Here is a 16,452-nt window from a genome sequence, read left to right as displayed (position 1 = left end):
GGGCCTTCTGTTTTTCCGATGACCGAACCGCCCCACCCGACCCAGCTCGACCGGCCGATCCGCCAGGCGGCGCGCGTGCTCCTGCTCGACCGCGACGGGCGGGTGTTGATGTTTCGGTTCGTCGATCCGGTCAGCGGTTCGCCGTTCTGGATCACGCCCGGCGGCGGGCTCGACGAAGGCGAATCGTTTGAAGACGCGGCCCGGCGTGAGCTGCGTGAAGAGACCGGGCTGGTCGAGGGCGAAGGCTTGGTTTCGCACGGCGATACGCGGATCGGCCCGTGCGTCTGGACCCGGACGATCGACATCCGCTACGGCCACAAGCACTTCCGCCAGCACGAGCGTTACTTCCCGCTACGCCTGACCGAGAGCCAGCCCGCCATCGACACCGCGGGCATGATGGATTACGAAGTCACCGACCTCCACGAACACCGCTGGTGGAGCGCTGCAGAAATCGCGGCATCGGATCATCGCTTCGCGCCGTCGAAGCTCTCCACCCTCTTACCTGAGTTGTTGGGTAACCCCTGGCCCAGTAAGCCGCTGGACGTAGGGCGTTAGGTTGTTCGTTCTTTACCGGGATCGAAGCCAGAACCGGCCTACTCTATCCGATCCATGAGCGTTTTGATCTGAGGGACTACCGCGGAATCCGGGGCGTCCTTGATGGCCTGCTGAAACGCCAAGCGAGACTTGTCCTTCCGGCCCATCTCATAGTAAATCTGCCCCAACGTTGCTCGCAGGACCTGTGCTTCGCCGCCCGGCAGTGGATACTGTGCGAGGATACGTTCGAAACGCATTGCCGCGTCTGCGAGATAACCCTCCTGATATACCCTGATCGCATCTCTGGTTTCGGCATCGACCGCCATCTCCATTAACGCTAATTCGTAGCCTTCACGCAGCCCAAGCGAGTTGTCGCTATCGAGAGCCACAATCTCATCAATGGTCTCTGGGTAATATCGCAACGCGATCTCCATGCCCATGGCTTGCAAGCCCCGATCCAAGGCGGAAGCTTTAGCCGTACCAACCAGTAACTCAGCCTCCGAGAATGCGCGATCTCGTTCGGCCCTAATCAACTGCCGCCCCTGGACATATTCAACATATTCCTCGGGGCTGACCATCATTTCACGCATCGTTGCATAAGGACGCCCGTCCGCGTCAGCCAAGAGGATGGTCGGGAAATACTCCACGAAATACTTTTCCGCGAGGGCGTCGTTTTGTTTCAACTGCTCCGAAGGGAGCTTAAACGTCCGAGGAAAATCAATCTCAACCAAAACGAAGCTTTGGGGAACCGCCGACAGAAAGGTATCCGTCGTTAGGATCTTGTCCTTCATGTACATACACGGTGCACACCAATCTGATCCTGTGAAATATAGAAAGATGTCCTTGTCGGAAGCCTCGGCCTCGGACTGGGCCAATTCCATATCGATGGACCATTCTTTGTCCACCGCATAACTCGGAATCACAAAGAATCCGACCAAGAGGAGTAAAGCTATCGCAATGGGAAAAGTTTTCAGCATGACAATTATTCTCGGTTTCATGTTCATAACACACCTTCCCGAAAGAATATTCCCCTTGAATATCGCCCAAAACGGCCCATTCACTCGATGTATCTATCAATCAGCCCAAAACTTCCGGGTTTTATCGTCACCGGCTATACCGATTGCCCGCCGCCCGGACGGTCTTGGTCAGGCGGTTGTGGACGTAGAGCGCCTCGAGCACGAATTCACCCGCCGCGGCGAGCATCTGCGGGTCCTGGGCGTCGACCTCGAGACGCTCAGCCATGTCCGCGGCGGCTTCGAGCAGGCCGTCGACGTGCTTCATCGACGCGATCACCGACTCCGCAGCAACGTCATCGCCGAGCGTGAGACGCAGACCTTCATCGAAAGGATCGCTGAGCGACTCGAACTCGTCGATGTCGGCGACCTGATCGAAGATGGTCTTGACCGCTTCGCCCAGCAGTGACTCGACCAGCTTGTCTTCGGTGTCTTCGCCGTCGTCGGCCATGAGCAGCTCGATCTTGCCCCGGGTCGAGGCGAGCACGTGGGCCAGGTCCGAAACCCGGGTGGCGACGGTCGACTCGCCGGTGAGCAGCCCGCGACGCTCGGCCGAGCTGACCAGGTTCTCGACGCAGGCGATCGAGGTGCGGACGCTGACGCCCGAGGCCTGGTTGATGTGGGTCGAGCTGCGGGCGGCGCTGACCGCTTCTTCGATCACCTGGTGCATGAAGCGAGGGATCACGACGTGGGGCAGCTTGTCGCCGGGCGTGTGCTGCTCGCCGTTGCGGTGTGTCCAGGCGTTGTCGGCGGTGATCTGGATCGCTTCGTCGATGGTCTTGGGGTAGTGGGTGCGGACGACGGTGCCGATGCGGTCCTTGAGCGGCGTGACGATCCGGCCGCGGTTGGTGTAGTCCTCGGGGTTAGCGCTGAAGACCAGGCACACGTCCAGCGACAGACGGATGGGGTAGCCGCGGATCTGGATGTCGCGCTCTTCGAGTACGTTGAACAGGCCGACCTGGATACGGGGCGAGAGGTCGGGTAGCTCGTTGACCGCGAAGATGCCGCGGTTGGTGCGCGGGATCAGCCCGAAGTGCATCGTGGACTCGTCGCTGAGATAGCGTCCCTCGGCGTGCTTGACGATGTCCACCTCGCCGATGAGGTCGGCGATGGTCACATCCGGCGTGGCCAGCTTCTCGTGGAAACGCTCGCCACGGTGCAGCCAGCGGATGGGCGTGTCGTCGCCCGCCTCGGCGACCGCCCGCTTGCCGATGGTGGTCATGGGCTGGATCGGGTCGTCGGGGATTTCGATCCCGCTGATGATCGGGCACCACTCGTCCAGCAGCGAGGGCAGCATGCGGATCATCCGCGTCTTGGCCTGGCCCCGCAGCCCGAGGAAGAGCATGTCGTGGCGGGAGAAGACCGCGTGGATGATCTGCGGCAGGACGGTGTGTTCGTAGCCGCGCACGCCGGGCAGGACCTCTTGCCCATCCTTCAGCCGGGCGATGAGGTTTTCGCGGAGCTCCTGCTTGACGCTGCGGTAGCGGTAATCGGTTTCGCGGAGCTGGCCGAGGGTGGCGGGGGTGGGGTGTTGGGGGGAGGGCATATCGGGGTAGTTTAGGCGCGGGGCGTGGAGATTTCAGTGGGGGATTAGGCGCTAGGCGCTCGGGGTTAGGCGCTAGGCAGACGCAAGCGTTGGGCGGTAAGGGTCTTGTGGATGGATGCCTTTGCTAGCGCCTAACCCCGAGCGCCTAGTGCCTCAATTTTGACCCCCCCACCGCCCTCCCGGTACCATAAAGGCACGGCGGAACGCCTTTTGGAGCCCAGATTTGAGTAAGAGCAAGATGTTGGTCGCGGTGTCTTCGCCCTGGGCCAGTGAAAAACTGGCCGGGCCCATCGCCGACCTCGCCAAGCGTCTGTCCGCTGAGGTCCTGGTGTCCCACGTCACCACCCTGCACGACGAGGACGAACACGAGTCCGACGCCACCCAGCGGGGCGAGCACACCCTCAAGCTCATCGTCGACGAGCTCCGCGAGGCGGGGATCGAGACCGAGGGCGTGATGCTGTTCTCCGACGACACCGCCAAGGCCATCCTCAACACCGCCAAGGCCCGCGAGTGCACCATGATCGTGCTGGGCCTCACCGGCAAGGGCGTGCTCAAACGCCTGATCGCCGGGGACGTGCCCGCCAACATCATCCGCCAGGCCGACATGCCCGTGCTGCTGTGCCCCGCCAACTGGAACGGGTTGATCTGAGATCAGGGATTTGGGGGTTGGGGGTTGGGTCAATCGCATAGTCACTAAGCGTCGCGGCTCCGCCGCGCCTTCCTAACCATCACCCCAGCCGCGTCTCCAACTTCTCGGCAATCAACTTCCCGATATTCAAAGACGCCGTCGCCGCGGGGGACGGGGCGTTGTTCACGTTGACCACGCCCGCCGCCTCGTCGATCAGGAAGTCGTCGACCAGCCCGCCGTCGGCCGTGACCGCCTGGGCCCGGATGCCCGAAGGGCAAGGCGTCAGGTGCTTCGCCTCGATCTCGGGCATCAGCCGCTGCAGCGCTTTGACGAACGCCTTCTTCGAATAGCTGCGCCACATCTCACCCAGACCCATCTTCCAGTGCTTGGCCGCCATCTTGAGGAAGCCGCCGTAGGTCAGCGACTCGAACAAGTCGGGGAAGTGCACCTGGAACTTGCCGTAGCACTCCCGGCCGAGCGCCAGCACCGCGTTGGGTCCGCACTCGACGCCGCCGTGGATCATGCTCGTGAAGTGCACGCCCAGGAACGGGAACGCCGGGTCCGGTACCGGGTAGATCAGCGTCTTGCACAGATGCTCGGCCTCAGGCTTCAGATCGAAGTACTCGCCGCGGAACGGCACAATCTGCGCCGCGGGTTTCACACCCGTCATCTTCGTCACCCGGTCGCACTGCAGGCCCGCACAGTTCACGACCAGCTTGGCATTCACCTCGCCCCCCGTGGTCTCGACCACGCTCTCGTCGCCCACGCGCCTAACCGCCGTCACCTTCGCCGAGGTCCGCACGCCGTGTCCCGCGTCGCGCATCAGCTCGGCCATCTTCTCGCAGACCTGCTTGTAGTCCACGATCCCCGCTTCGGGCACATGGATCGCGCCGATCGACGCGGCATGTGGCTCGATCTCCTTGCAACGCTCGGCCGAGATCAACTCGCAGCTCACGCCGTTGGCCTGGCCCCGTTCGTAGATGTCCTGCATCTTGGGGAGCTCGCGCTCGTGGGTCGCCACGATGACCTTGCCGCAGAGCTTGTAAGGAATGTCGTGCTCGTCGCAGAAGGCCTGCATCGCCGCCTTGCCCGCCCGGCAGTTGATCGCCTTGAGCGAGCCGGGCTTGTAGTAGATCCCGCTGTGCAGCACGCCCGAGTTGTGCCCGGTCTGGTGGTGCGCAAGCTGGGCTTCCTTCTCGAGGATGGTCACCTTGAGATCAGGGTCGCGCTGGGTGAGGTTGTAGGCGGTGGCGAGGCCGACGATCCCGCCGCCGATGATCGCGACGTCGTGGGTGGGCGTGGACATCCGTTATTGCTCTCGGTTTCCGTTGGGTGCGGCGATTGTATGTGGATCGAGCGCTTGGCGTGCTCAGCCGGCACCGCGCATACGCCGGATCTGCTTGCGTTGCTGGGCCACGGAGAACTGCTGGATGACCTGCTCGACCCGGCGTTGTTCGTTGAGGTTTGAGAACTCGAACTGGAAGCCCAGGGTCACGGTGCCGAAATCGGTCTCGACCACACGCACCAGCCGGGCGTCGAGCTCCAGTGATTCGTCTTGGCCGGGCAGCGGAATGAACACGCCGTAGACCTGATCGATCATCTGCTTGGCCAGCTCGGTTTCCATCTCCACCGTCAACCCGAGGCCGCGGTCGCTGATGTCCAGAGCCTTGGCCGTCAGATCGGGATCGGTGTCGGCCCAGTCGGGGTGGCGGAACCGAGCGGACATCCCCATGCCCGCGGTCGAGAGGCGGAAGCACGCCCGACGCTGGGCCGAGCTTATCTTCTTCATGGGCTCCAAGCGGACCGCCATCACTTTGGTCTGTTTGTTGAGGCTGAACCGCCCCACGTCGATCACCCGCGAGTCCGCTTTCATCCGGGTGCTGCCGGTGATCACATACACCTGCACCGCGACACCCTTGGCGATGACCTGCGCCTGCTCGACGTTGGCTGGCTTCTCGACGATGAGCGAGCCATCCTTCTCATCCGCCTGGAGCAGCCGCGCCCGGAACGACGGCAGTTCTTCGCCGCGTTCGGTCAACGGCCGAACCTCGACCGTCTTGTTCTGGCTCGCCAGCTCCGCCACCGTGGTGTGCCAGGTGGTTTCGATCATCGAGTTGGTTTTGGATCGTGGCATTATCGGAACCGTCCATCGGGCACTACATCTAAGGAAAGCCCGCACCTTGCCCTATCGGCCGAATCCCCACGCCACCGTAGCGCCACCCACACGGCCGATATCCACAACCCAACCGCGCCAGACCGACCCGTTTCCCCCTCGATTTGACCAATCCCCGTATCCCAGGCTTGCCCCGCCGCCGGGTCGAATGGTTGACTTGCTGCATGCTGAGCCGAAAACCCAAATCGAAACAGGACGACAAGAAAAAGCCGTCGGCCAAGCCGCGGCTGTCGTGGGTCCTCGCCACCGCAGTCATCGCACTCCAGGCCGGAATGCTGACCACCCTCGCGGTCACCACCCAGTGGCAACCGCCCAAGGTCCGCATGATCGAGGCACTCTGGGCGTGGGCGCAGAACGCTTCGTTCTATCCGCTGCTGCTCCTGCTGATCGGCGGGCCATTGTTCACCTGGATGGCCTGCTCGCTGGACCGCAAGAAGTTCGGCGTGATGACCACCTCCTGGGCCGTGTTCGGCCTGACGCTGGTCATCGTCTTCGGAGCCGAGGCCCAGGTCATGTTCAAAACCCTCTGGCAACAGATCCCCGTCTAACGCCAGCCCTTCCTTCACGCCTTACCGTACGAAGAAGCCCGCGGAGCAATCCTCGGGCTTCTTTGCTTGGCGTTGCCCCGGCAAGTGCCTCCGCAACCGCCGTGTTCATAACGCCACGCTGACGCCCGGCGTGGTGAACAACAGCTCGGCGGTGATCGCCTGCGCATCGAGCTTCAGCAGCACCGACAACGCCCGCCGGTAGGCTTCGAGCTGCGGGCGATACGATGCGACGCGCTGCTGCAGCGCCTCGCTGTCCGCGGCAACACGGTCGGTCTTGAAGTCGATGAGGTGAGCGGCCGTCGCGTTGCCTTGCTCATCGACGGCAAAGACCACACGGTCAAATGTGCCCTTAAGCAGGCGCGGGCCATCGGGCACGACAAACGTACGCTCCGCCCAGAGCTGTTCGTGGTCGCCGAACCGCCGGGTAAACGCTTGACGTACCGCGTCGTGAGCAAAGATCGAACGCAACGCCGGGGACGATTCGTCCGGCGGCGATTGGCCGTCGAGGTAATCGATGCGTTCGAGCAGGTTGTGGATTTCGGTGCCGTGCTGACGAGCGTGTCGGGAATCAAAATCCAGCAGGTCACGAGCGGACACCTTGCCGCGGCCGTGGAGCTGGGAGGGCGAGACGGTCATGCGCATCCGCTTGGCGGGCCCTTGGTGAGACAGGCGGGCAGACAACACCTTCGGAGTCTGAGCGGGTTCGTAAGGCTCAACCACCGGATCGACTTGCGGCGAAGCGGGTCCCATCCACTCGGCGTCGCCCCAGGACATCGGCCCGTCATCCGGATCGCCCAGCGTGTCCCGCAGGATGCCCGCGAAACAGAGACCGATGCTTCGGCGTTTGCCGTCGGCCTTGAGCCCGGACTTGGCGATCAGGTGCAGGCTGCGTTTGGCCCGGGTCATGGCGACGTAGAGCGTGCAGAAGTCTTCCTGCCGTTGGCGGGCGCGTTGGCGGGTGTAGGCGCGGACGAGCGCGGGGTCGATGGTTCGATTGGCCTCTTTCACGCCACGGAACACACCCTCGACCGGGCCGGTGGGGTCGGGGCGGTCGATCAGGACCTCGAAGTTGTTGTTGAATCGGCCGTCGAGTTCGGGCAGCACCACCGCGTCGAACTCCAGGCCCTTGCTGCGGTGGATGGTCATGACGCGGATCGGCGAGCCGCTGGGTTCCTCGACCTTCGCGCCTTCGATGTAGTCGGCAAAAACACTGCCGCGCAGGGCCTGCGAAGACGACGCGTTGGCCGACTCGAAACGCTCGGTCAACTCGGCGAGCTTGGTCAGCTTCGCCAACCCCGCCGCGTCACACGAGGGCGCGAGCGCCGCAACCCAGTTCGCCACCGTCGCCGCCCAGCCGTCGCGCAACACCGCGGCGCGCATTTGGTGTGCGACACGCTCGGCGTCACGCCGACTCGTCATGCCAACCACCTCCGCCATCGGCGAATTGAGCGTGTGGAACGCCGCGACGGTGTCGCCCGGGTGATCGCTAAGACGTACCGCTGAGAGCACCGCTGCGACGGCCGGCGTGTCGCCGATGGGGTTGCCGCCCTCGCCGCTGGCGGGCAGTCCCGCACGGCGGAGCTCGTACAGCAGTCGGTGCACCATCTTGTTCCCGCGCGTCAGGACGCCGATGGTCCGCCGCGGGCCCGAGCCGGCGTTGAGCTTTCGGTGCAATTCGCCGATGCGCTGGGCCACGAAGGCTTCGTGCGAATCAGGCGATAGCGACCCGTCGTCCAAATCGTCCCCCTCGGGATCGCTCGACGTGTTCTCCTCGCTCGGTGGCGACGACTCGAAGCTGACGTAACCCGAAAGTTCGGTGTGTTCGGCAACGTGGGTGTCGAACCCCGCCGACCACATCGCGGCGGCGTCCGCGTCTTCGGGGTGCTTTTCGCTTTGCAGCGTGGCGCAGGACGCCAGGTCATCGAACACCCGGTTGACCGCATCAAGCACGACCTGCGACGAGCGATAGCTTTTCGCCAGCGATTCACGCTCGATGAGCGGGGCGTGGTGTTCGACGCTGTCGAAGAGCTCGACGCACCCGCCGCGCCAGCCGTAGATCGCCTGCTTGGTGTCGCCGACGACGAAGAGGCTGCGCGTCCCGTCGCCGGTCGCGCCGATCTCGTCTACGAAGGGCGACAGCACGTTCCACTGGTCCAGGCTCGTGTCCTGGAACTCGTCGAGCAAGAGGTGCGTGACCGCCGCGTCTAGGCGGAAGTAGATCTCGGCGAGCGCCTGCTCGTCGCTGACCTGCCGCCCCGCGAACGGCCCACCCGCAAGACGATGGGCCATGTCGCTGTAGAGCATCACGCCACGCTGGGCCCGGAGTTGTTCGTAGACCACAGAGAACCGGCGCATGAGTTCATGCGTCGCCGCGGTTTGCCGGGCGATGCGATCGAGCAGCACGCCGCGGACGTGGGCGCACCAGCACTCGCTGAGCACGAGCCATTCGTCGTCGATCGGGGTGCGGTCGAACATGGTTTCACCCACGAAGACCTTGGCAAGCAGGCCCGAAGCGATCAGGCCGTCCCAGTCTTCCCCCCGCACCAACGGGGCCACCCGCTCCCAGCTCTTGACCCACAGGCTGCGCGGCTTGCCGGTTTTGGTGGTCGGCATCAAGTCCTGCAACGCGAGCCACCGCTCCAGGGTCCGCTCGATCGCGGGGCCATCCATCAACCCCTCGGGCTTGAGCGTGGTCCAGGCTTCCTCCCACGGCGCTTCGCGGAAGACCTCGGCGTGTTTCACCACGATGTCGTCGATCGCCCGTGTCACGCTTCGGGCCGCCGAGTCGTGGTGCAGCCGACGCAGCAACCCGAGCATTGCCCCGAACGCGACGTCGTCCGCCGCCGCCTCGGCCAACACCGCCTCGATCGCTTCGCCCCGCAGCGCCGCCGCCTCGGGGCTGCCCTCCTCGATCAGCCGGGGCTCCATCGGCAGGTCCAGCTCAAAACGGAAGCCATTACCCAGACGATGGAAAAAACCATCAATGGTGGCGACGCCCATGCGGTGCAGGTTGCGCGTGACCTCGTCCAGTAGCTGCTCCGAAGATTTAAGTGGCGGCGCGGCCGCCCTGCCCGCCTCCGCCTCGTCACACAGCGTCCGCACCAAGCGTCCCAGGATCTCGCCTGCCGCCTTGCGGGTGAACGTCGTGGCGAGGATCGACTCGACGGGCGCCCCGTGCCGCAGCAGGTTCAGGTAGTGCTGGGTCAGCCGATACGTCTTGCCCGCGCCGGCCGAGGCGCGGATCAACAGCTGCGCATCATCCATGGGTTTGAAGTCAGCGCTCACGCCAAACCCCCGTGTTGTTCAGATCGCTGCCGGACTGCGCAATCAACTCGGGCCGGCCCATCGCGCCGTCGGCGGTGATCCCCGACACCGCATCGGCATAACTCGGCACGTCCAGGCTCGGCGGCCAGAACACCCCACCACGCACACCGCGGATCACCAGGTCGCGCTGCGCCATCGCCTCGGCCAACGCGTCTTGGCCCCAGTCGGCGAGCGTCACCCCCGCGTTGGCCGCGGCCTTGGGGAGGTTGAAGTAACCCAGCTGTGCGCCGTCGATGCCGATCGGGCCGACGAGCGTGAGATACAGCGGCAGCTGCAGGTCGCGCCACTGCCCTTTGGACAAGTGCGTTTTTTGGGGCGAGTCGCCAGCGTCGGAGGTCTTGTAGTCCAAAAGGCGGAAGCCGTGGTCGGGGTGCTCATCGACGCGGTCGATCTTGCCGGTGACGGTGAAGGCTTGGCCGTCCAGGGTGACGGTCGCTTCGAGGCTGGTCTCGATGAGGTCCTGACGGATACGCCAGCCGTCTTGTGACAGCCGAGCTTGCTGGTCGGCGAATTGAGACAGGCGTTCCCGGAGCTGGGCGATCTGCACGCGGACCGCGGGCCGGGCGTCGCGGCCGAACTTCTGGCGGACGCGGGTGGTCAGCGTGTCGTTCAGGAACTCTTCGATCGGCCCGCCGTCGGTCGCATCGATCAGATCGGATCGGCCGAAGGCTTCGAGCACGTCGTGCGTCAGGTTGCCGTAGGCCAGCGCATCCAATTCGACCGCCCGGTCGTCGAGCGCCCCGAGCCTGAGCACGTGCTTGAGGTAGAACCGGTACGGACAGGCGAGGTAGTCGCGGAACGCGGTGACGCGCAGGCTCGTGATCGGCGGCTCGTCGAGCAGCGGCCGGGGGATGAGGAAGCGGTTCTCGCCTCCGGGGGCGATAAGCAGCGGAGCCGGGGACGTGCTGGCCGACTCGTCCTTGGGATAGAAATCCTTCACGCGCTGCGTGCGTGTCGCGGGGTCGCAGGCCAACAGTAATCGGCTGGGCACCAGCGGATCACCATCGGCCGAGTGTCGGCAGGCCAGCAACACCGCGTGCCCGGCGGGCCGGGTTTGCAACACGATGTTGAGATACAACGCCGCGCGGGCGTACCGCCGGGCGTTGTCGGGCAGGTCCAGCGACCGACGCAGGCTATCGGGCAGGAACGCATCGGCGTGACGCGAGTCGGGGATCCGCCCTTCGTTCACATCCGTCAGCACGACGCGCGACGCATCGTCCCAAGGCATCTCGAGGAAACCGAGCAACTCAACCGCGGAGGTTCCGCCCGGCTCGGGGATACGCTGCCGGGCGAGTCGGCTCAGCGTCAGCGACACGGCTTGAGCAAAGGTGACGCGGGGCGTGGAGGGTGCGTCGAGATCGAGTTGGGCCTGCTGATCCAGAGCCTGAGCCAGCTGGGTCAGCGCCTCAATGATGGAATGGTCGTCGAGGGTATCCAGATCGCGGGTGCCGTAGATGCCCGCAAGCGTGCGGGCGATGGACGAGCTCCACGCGGGCAGCGGCTGGGGCGTGTCGTGCGCTTCGGGCAGGACGGCGTAGAGGCGTTCGGTGAGCGTGCCGAGTGTTTCCCGGGTTGCGTCATCGCCGCGCCAGTCGTGGCGGGTGTCGGCCTGCAGGTAGGTCGAGGTGTACTCATCCAGCAACGTCGCCCAGTGCTCGTCGCCGATCACGCCGGTGACGTCGGGATGTCGAACCAATTCGGCCAGGTCGCTGATGCGTTGCTGCGTGACGAAACGCGCCAAGGTTTGCAGCAGCACGACCGGCGCGGATTGGGTAACGGGGCGCCCCGCCGCGGGCCGTGCGGGTGTGCCTGCGAGTTCGATCGCCCGGCCGAGGGAACCCGCCGCCTCTTCGTCGCCGAGGCCGACCGTCACGTCCTGCGCCGCGGCCTCGTCCGCCCACCCGCCGAGCACGCGGACGAGCTCGATCGCCTGGTCGCTGGGCTGATCGGCCAAACGAAAGTCGGCGACGTCGACCGTTTGCTCCTGCCAGTAGTCCACCACCAAACCGCCCAAAACGTCAAAGCCCTGGGCGTGCGAGTCGGGCGCGGGGACCAGTGGGGTGACGTCGTCGAGCTGTTCGAGCATGCCCGTGAGTTGGGCCGAGAGATCGACCAGCCCCACGAGGACGATCGGCCGATCGCTACGACACTGCCGCTGCTCGATCGCGAGCTGCCGGGCGGCCTGCCGATCGGGTCGGCCCAGCGACTGGCGGTAGGCGGTGTCGAGTTGGGCGATCGCTTGCCAACGCCCTTCACTCAGGCCCAGATCGACCCCGCGCTGCGCGGCGAGCTCGACGACGTGCCCCGGCGTGAGTCGAGCGGCGGCGAGTTCATCGCTGAGCTGCTGCATCTGGTCGGCCAATCGCACCCAGGCCACCGTGTCCGTGTCGTCTGGCGGGTACGGAAACACCTGCGTGAAAACCGCCCGATCTGCCTCCCGCAGCGCCACCGCCCGGGTGAGCACCGAGGTCAGGTCATCCACCGGGTCGTCTTCGCTTTCGATCAGCAACTCGGGCAGTTGCCCCGCGGTGACCACCCGGGGCGGCGTCAGCATCTCGGCCCGACGCTCGGCCTCGTCCACCAGCAATTCCTCCAGCCGCCGCCCCGCCCGGGCCACCGGTACCGCCACCACCACCCCGCCCAAATCCAGCCCGTACCGCCCCACCAGCCACGCCGCCGCCGCGGGCAAAACCGCCTGTTCCCAACCCAAAAAAACGCGCTTGTCGGCCATGACTCGCCCCAGCGTCCAAGCTCCGGGCCTCCCGGTCAAGCCGGGGCATCCCCGACGGGGGTTATTCTGTCCATATCCGACACAAAAAAGGGCTTGCGGCGGGGCCGATCCTGACCTAAAACTGGTGGGCTCAAGACTGTACGAGGCGGCCGGTTTTAGCGGCCCGCCACCTGCCTTTCCCGAGAATCACTCATGGGTTCACATACCGGTTTCATCGATTTCCGCCGCACGACGGTGCCCTATAAGACACCGCTCGATCGGCTGCGCGACTTCAACGAGTTCGGCACCCCGGTCACCGAGCACTTCACCAAGGAACAGGGTGCCCGCTGCATGGACTGCGGCGTGCCGTTCTGCATGTCCGGCACCGGGTGCCCGGTCGACAACCTCATCCCCGAGTGGAACGACCTGGTCTACGAAGGACGGTGGCGCGAGGCCTACGAGAAGCTGGACCTGACCAACAACTTCCCCGAGTTCACCGGCCGGGTCTGCCCCGCGCCCTGCGAGGGCTCGTGCTGTGCGGGCGTGTACGAGTCGCCCGTCGCGATCAAGAACATCGAGCAGGCCATCACCGACCGGGCCTGGAGCGAGGGCTGGGTCGTGCCGCGTCCCCCCGCCAAGCGAACGGACAAATCGGTGGCGATCGTCGGCTCCGGCCCCGCGGGTCTGGCTGCCGCCCAACAGCTCAACCGGGCCGGGCACACTGTCACCGTCTACGAACGCCACGACCGCATCGGCGGGCTGCTGACCTACGGCATCCCGAACATGAAGCTGGACAAGGCGATCGTCCAGCGCCGCGTCGATCAACTCGAGGCCGAGGGCGTGAAGTTTGTCACCCGCGCCTTCGTCGGCGGGGACCCCGGCGACGCCGCGGGTGCCGCGCCCGATGACGACACGATCCAATACATCGATCCGCAGGAACTGCTCGACACCAACGACGCGGTGTTACTCGCCACCGGCTCGACCCGGCCGCGCGACCTGCCCATCGCTGGGCGTGAGCTCAATGGCATCCACTTCGCCATGGAGTTCCTCCACGCCAACACCAAGACGCTCGTCGACTCGGGCCACACCAACGACACCGACCCCGAGTTCGAAAAGCTCATCGATGCCAAGGACAAGCACGTCGTGGTCATCGGCGGCGGCGACACCGGCAACGACTGCCTGGGTACCTCGCTGCGTCACGGCTGCAAGAGCCTGACCAACTTCGAACTCCTCGCCGAGCCCCCCGCAGAGCGTGCCCCGGACAACCCCTGGCCGCAGTGGCCCAAGATCTTCCGCAGCGACTACGGACACCAGGAATCCGCCGCGACCTTCGGCCGTGACCCCCGCGAGTTCGCCATCCTCTCCAAGGCCTTCCTCGACGACGGCGAAGGCAACGTCTGCGGCATCCGCACCGTCCGCATCGACTGGTCCAAGCCCGGCGACAAGGCCCCGTTCAGCGAGGTCCCCGGCACCGAGCAGAACTTCGAGGCCGACCTTGTCCTGCTGGCGATGGGCTTCCTCGGACCCGAGGCCGGCCCGGGCGCAAAGCTCGGCGTCGTGAACGACCAACGCAGCAACTTCGCCGCCGAGTTCGGCGACCACCGCACCAACGTCGACAAGGTCTTCGTGGCGGGCGACTGCCGCCGCGGCCAATCCCTGATCGTCTGGGCCATCGCCGAGGGCCGCAAGGCCGCCGCATCGATCGACGCCTACCTCACCGGCAAACCCGTCGGCGACGAAGCCGCGGGCCGCGTGCAGGTCACCGTGTCGGCGTGATGCCAGTTCCAATCTCCTTGGTTTAGCGGGTGGCCCGAAGGGCCCCGCGCCTGCTTTTACATCATGAAGTCTCGCGGGCCCCTTCGGGGCACCCGCTAAACGGCGAACCTCCCCCCGCTAGACCTATCCCCCCGCCCCGCCTACCCTACCGCCATGAGCACCACCGACGAACGTATCGCGCAATGGGAAAAGATGGCCGCCGAGGCCCCCGATGACATGGCCTACTTCAGCCTGGGCAACGCCTACAAAGAGGCCGAGCGCTGGGACGACGCCGCCAAGGCCTACGGCCAGGCGATCGGGCTGAACCAGGGCATGAGCCGGGCCTACCAGTTCCTCGGCGAATCGCTGATCAAGGCCGGCCGCGAGAACGACGCCAAGCCCATGCTCGTCAAGGGCTACAAGACCGCCGCCGAGCGGGGCGATGTCATGCCCCAGCGGTCCATCGGCGAGATGCTCAAGCGGATCGGCGAAGAGCTCCCCGAAGTCGAAGACGCCGCCGCCAAGAAGGCCGAGGTCGAAGCATCCGGCAACATGGTCCTCGACCGCCGTGCCGGCCAACCTCAGCCGCGTCTGGCCGACCCGCCGATGCGTGGCCCAGTCGGCCAATTCATCTACGACCACTTCGGCCAGATCACCTGGAACCAGTGGATCGGCCAGGGCACCAAGGTCATCAACGAACTCCGCCTGGACTTCTCCAACGTCGCCCACCAGGACCTCTACGAGCAGCACATGCTCGAATGGCTGCAGGTCACCCGCGAGGAGATCGACGAGTACGCCAAGCAGCAAGCCTCCTCGTAACGCTTCCACGCAAACCCACAACGATAAAGCCCACCGATGATTTAGATCATCGGTGGGCTTGTTTTTAATCTGGGCTTGGACTCACGCCGCGGCTTCGAAGCCCTGGCAACCCGAGTCGGCGGTCACCGTCAGTTGGAGCGGCTCCACTTGGGGGTGGCCGCAGGTGTCCTTGAAGTCTTCCGGAGCCGACTTCGAGGTGCGGATCTGGATGAGCTGGGGCTGATCGGAATGGTCTTCGCCGTAGTGCTTGCAGAGGCCGCATTGGCCGTCGGTCAGAGAAATCATGGGTAACCCTTTCGAGTGTTAGGAAATTCGAACTGCCTCTGTAGTATAGGCAAGGCTCGACCTCAACTCAACGTAAGTCCTTTATTTCTAGTAGCTTGAGAATGATTCTCAGATTCGTAGGGCGTGACGAGTGGTGGATCGGTACAGAATACAAGCACGGTGCTGGGCCGTGCTTGTCGAGAAAAATCCAGAATGTGAGCTCGGAGCGAGGCCTTTGGATCTACGAGCCGGATGATTAGTTGTTGGGCAAAACGCCAAACGCACGTCTGCCAACAATATCGGCACCACCAATCACTTCGAGCTGCTCGGCTGCGGTCCAGGCTACGTGGCCGTCGAAGAAGAGCGTGTTAACCCCTTCCCCGTCGTTGCCTTTGTAGGCGAAATACGAAGGGTTATCGCCCGTCGAAATGGTGTCGAGGCTGCCGTTCCCGTGGTTGTAAACCTGATCTAAGCCGACGGTATCCTCTCGGAAAACATCCTGAAGCAATGTGAGCGATGAAGCGCTGTATAGGTTGTTTAAGGTATCGGGGTTGCCGTTGGGAAGGCCAAAGTCTGGCGTCGTTCGTCCGGGGTAGTAGGCATAGGTACCGTAGCAACCGCGAGCCCGGGTATTGGCCGGGTCATCAAGATTGGCGGGGTTGTTGGTGGACGGGCAGGTCCAAACCGAGAAATCACCGATGTAGCTCTCTACATGGGTCCGCAGATCGTAGCCGGCTGGCGGAAGGTAGAACAAAGATGCCACGAGGCGTCCACCGTTGTCATACGACGGCGGCAACCGATCATCGTGATCGGTTGCATAGCCGCTCAGCGCGATGCCGATCTGTCGTTGATTGCTTGCACATTTGACCAGAGTCGCGGTGTTGCGGGCGCTGCCCAGGGCCGGCAGGAGGATGCCAAGCATCAATGCGATAATCGAGATGACCACCAGCAGTTCAATCAGGGTGAACGCAGTAGACTTGGATCGGCGTGCAAACGAGGCACCTTGCATGGAAAATCTCTCCCTTCCCGGTGGATTGTGGTGTTCGGCTATGGGGAAAAGCCGAACCGTGTTCATGATGAACTATGCCCGCTTACGATTCAAGAGCCATCGGGGCAAACCCGAACCGAAAAAATGCCC

At 64.4% G+C, this 16,452-nt stretch carries 13 protein-coding genes; 5 read left to right on the top strand and 8 right to left on the bottom strand.

The window, feature by feature from the left end; translation table 11 throughout:
* Nucleotides 1-18 precede the first annotated feature (18 nt).
* On the top strand, nt 19-555 hold the full coding sequence (locus HNQ40_RS13305) for an NUDIX hydrolase (protein WP_184678314.1): 537 nt from the start codon (nt 19-21) through the stop codon (nt 553-555).
* A 38-nt stretch (nt 556-593) separates the two neighbouring features.
* Here the strand turns inward: HNQ40_RS13305 and HNQ40_RS13300 are convergent, their stop codons facing one another.
* Together HNQ40_RS13300 and HNQ40_RS13295 are read right to left on the bottom strand one after the other, a co-directional pair.
* The gene (locus HNQ40_RS13300; RefSeq protein WP_221435530.1) at nt 594-1,511 is read right to left on the bottom strand and encodes a thioredoxin family protein; all 918 of its coding nucleotides are present in this window, start codon (nt 1,509-1,511) and stop codon (nt 594-596) included.
* 127 nt (nt 1,512-1,638) lie between these two features.
* Nucleotides 1,639-3,093 (bottom strand): sigma 54-interacting transcriptional regulator, encoded by a 1,455-nt coding sequence (locus HNQ40_RS13295; protein ID WP_184678312.1) that lies wholly within the window; start codon nt 3,091-3,093, stop codon nt 1,639-1,641.
* A 223-nt stretch (nt 3,094-3,316) separates the two neighbouring features.
* Between HNQ40_RS13295 and HNQ40_RS13290 the strand changes: the two genes are divergently transcribed.
* Nucleotides 3,317-3,742 (top strand): universal stress protein, encoded by a 426-nt coding sequence (locus HNQ40_RS13290; RefSeq protein WP_184678311.1) that lies wholly within the window; start codon nt 3,317-3,319, stop codon nt 3,740-3,742.
* A gap of 79 nt (nt 3,743-3,821) precedes the next feature.
* Here the strand turns inward: HNQ40_RS13290 and lhgO are convergent, their stop codons facing one another.
* Together lhgO and HNQ40_RS13280 are read right to left on the bottom strand one after the other, a co-directional pair.
* A complete protein-coding gene (gene lhgO, locus HNQ40_RS13285) occupies nt 3,822-5,027 on the bottom strand; it encodes an L-2-hydroxyglutarate oxidase (RefSeq protein WP_184678310.1) in 1,206 nt (401 codons plus the stop codon).
* 63 nt (nt 5,028-5,090) lie between these two features.
* Nucleotides 5,091-5,855, bottom strand: a complete 765-nt coding sequence (locus HNQ40_RS13280) for a flagellar brake protein (protein WP_184678309.1) — start codon at nt 5,853-5,855, stop codon at nt 5,091-5,093.
* Nucleotides 5,856-6,058: 203 nt separating this feature from the next.
* On the opposite strand from HNQ40_RS13280, the gene HNQ40_RS13275 reads away from it, so the two are divergent.
* Nucleotides 6,059-6,442: a hypothetical protein gene (locus tag HNQ40_RS13275; protein ID WP_184678308.1), complete on the top strand. Its 384-nt coding sequence runs from the start codon at nt 6,059-6,061 to the stop codon at nt 6,440-6,442.
* 105 nt (nt 6,443-6,547) lie between these two features.
* Here HNQ40_RS13275 and HNQ40_RS13270 read toward each other — a convergent pair whose 3' ends face one another.
* Both HNQ40_RS13270 and HNQ40_RS13265 read right to left on the bottom strand, forming a co-directional pair.
* Entirely contained in the window at nt 6,548-9,727 is a 3,180-nt protein-coding gene (locus HNQ40_RS13270; RefSeq protein WP_184678307.1) for a UvrD-helicase domain-containing protein, read from the bottom strand.
* Complete coding sequence (locus HNQ40_RS13265) at nt 9,717-12,497, bottom strand: PD-(D/E)XK nuclease family protein (protein WP_184678306.1); 2,781 nt, start codon at nt 12,495-12,497, stop codon at nt 9,717-9,719. Before HNQ40_RS13265 ends, HNQ40_RS13270 begins: the two co-directional genes overlap by 11 nt.
* A gap of 192 nt (nt 12,498-12,689) precedes the next feature.
* Here HNQ40_RS13265 and HNQ40_RS13260 point away from each other — a divergent pair, with 192 nt between their 5' ends.
* Together HNQ40_RS13260 and HNQ40_RS13255 are read left to right on the top strand one after the other, a co-directional pair.
* The gene (locus tag HNQ40_RS13260; RefSeq protein WP_184678305.1) at nt 12,690-14,252 is read left to right on the top strand and encodes a glutamate synthase subunit beta; all 1,563 of its coding nucleotides are present in this window, start codon (nt 12,690-12,692) and stop codon (nt 14,250-14,252) included.
* A 153-nt stretch (nt 14,253-14,405) separates the two neighbouring features.
* Nucleotides 14,406-15,050 carry a Fe(2+)-trafficking protein gene (locus tag HNQ40_RS13255; RefSeq protein ID WP_184678304.1) on the top strand — a complete coding sequence of 215 codons (645 nt, stop codon included), beginning with the start codon at nt 14,406-14,408 and terminating at the stop codon, nt 15,048-15,050.
* Nucleotides 15,051-15,131: 81 nt separating this feature from the next.
* Here the strand turns inward: HNQ40_RS13255 and HNQ40_RS13250 are convergent, their stop codons facing one another.
* Together HNQ40_RS13250 and HNQ40_RS13245 are read right to left on the bottom strand one after the other, a co-directional pair.
* On the bottom strand, nt 15,132-15,335 hold the full coding sequence (locus HNQ40_RS13250) for a hypothetical protein (protein WP_184678303.1): 204 nt from the start codon (nt 15,333-15,335) through the stop codon (nt 15,132-15,134).
* A gap of 235 nt (nt 15,336-15,570) precedes the next feature.
* Nucleotides 15,571-16,323, bottom strand: a complete 753-nt coding sequence (locus HNQ40_RS13245) for a type II secretion system protein (protein ID WP_184678302.1) — start codon at nt 16,321-16,323, stop codon at nt 15,571-15,573.
* Between the last annotated feature and the right edge of the window lie 129 nt (nt 16,324-16,452).

This window comes from Algisphaera agarilytica, assembly GCF_014207595.1.
GTDB classification, from domain to species: domain Bacteria; phylum Planctomycetota; class Phycisphaerae; order Phycisphaerales; family Phycisphaeraceae; genus Algisphaera; species Algisphaera agarilytica.
This window is presented reverse-complemented; position numbering and strand designations above follow the sequence as displayed.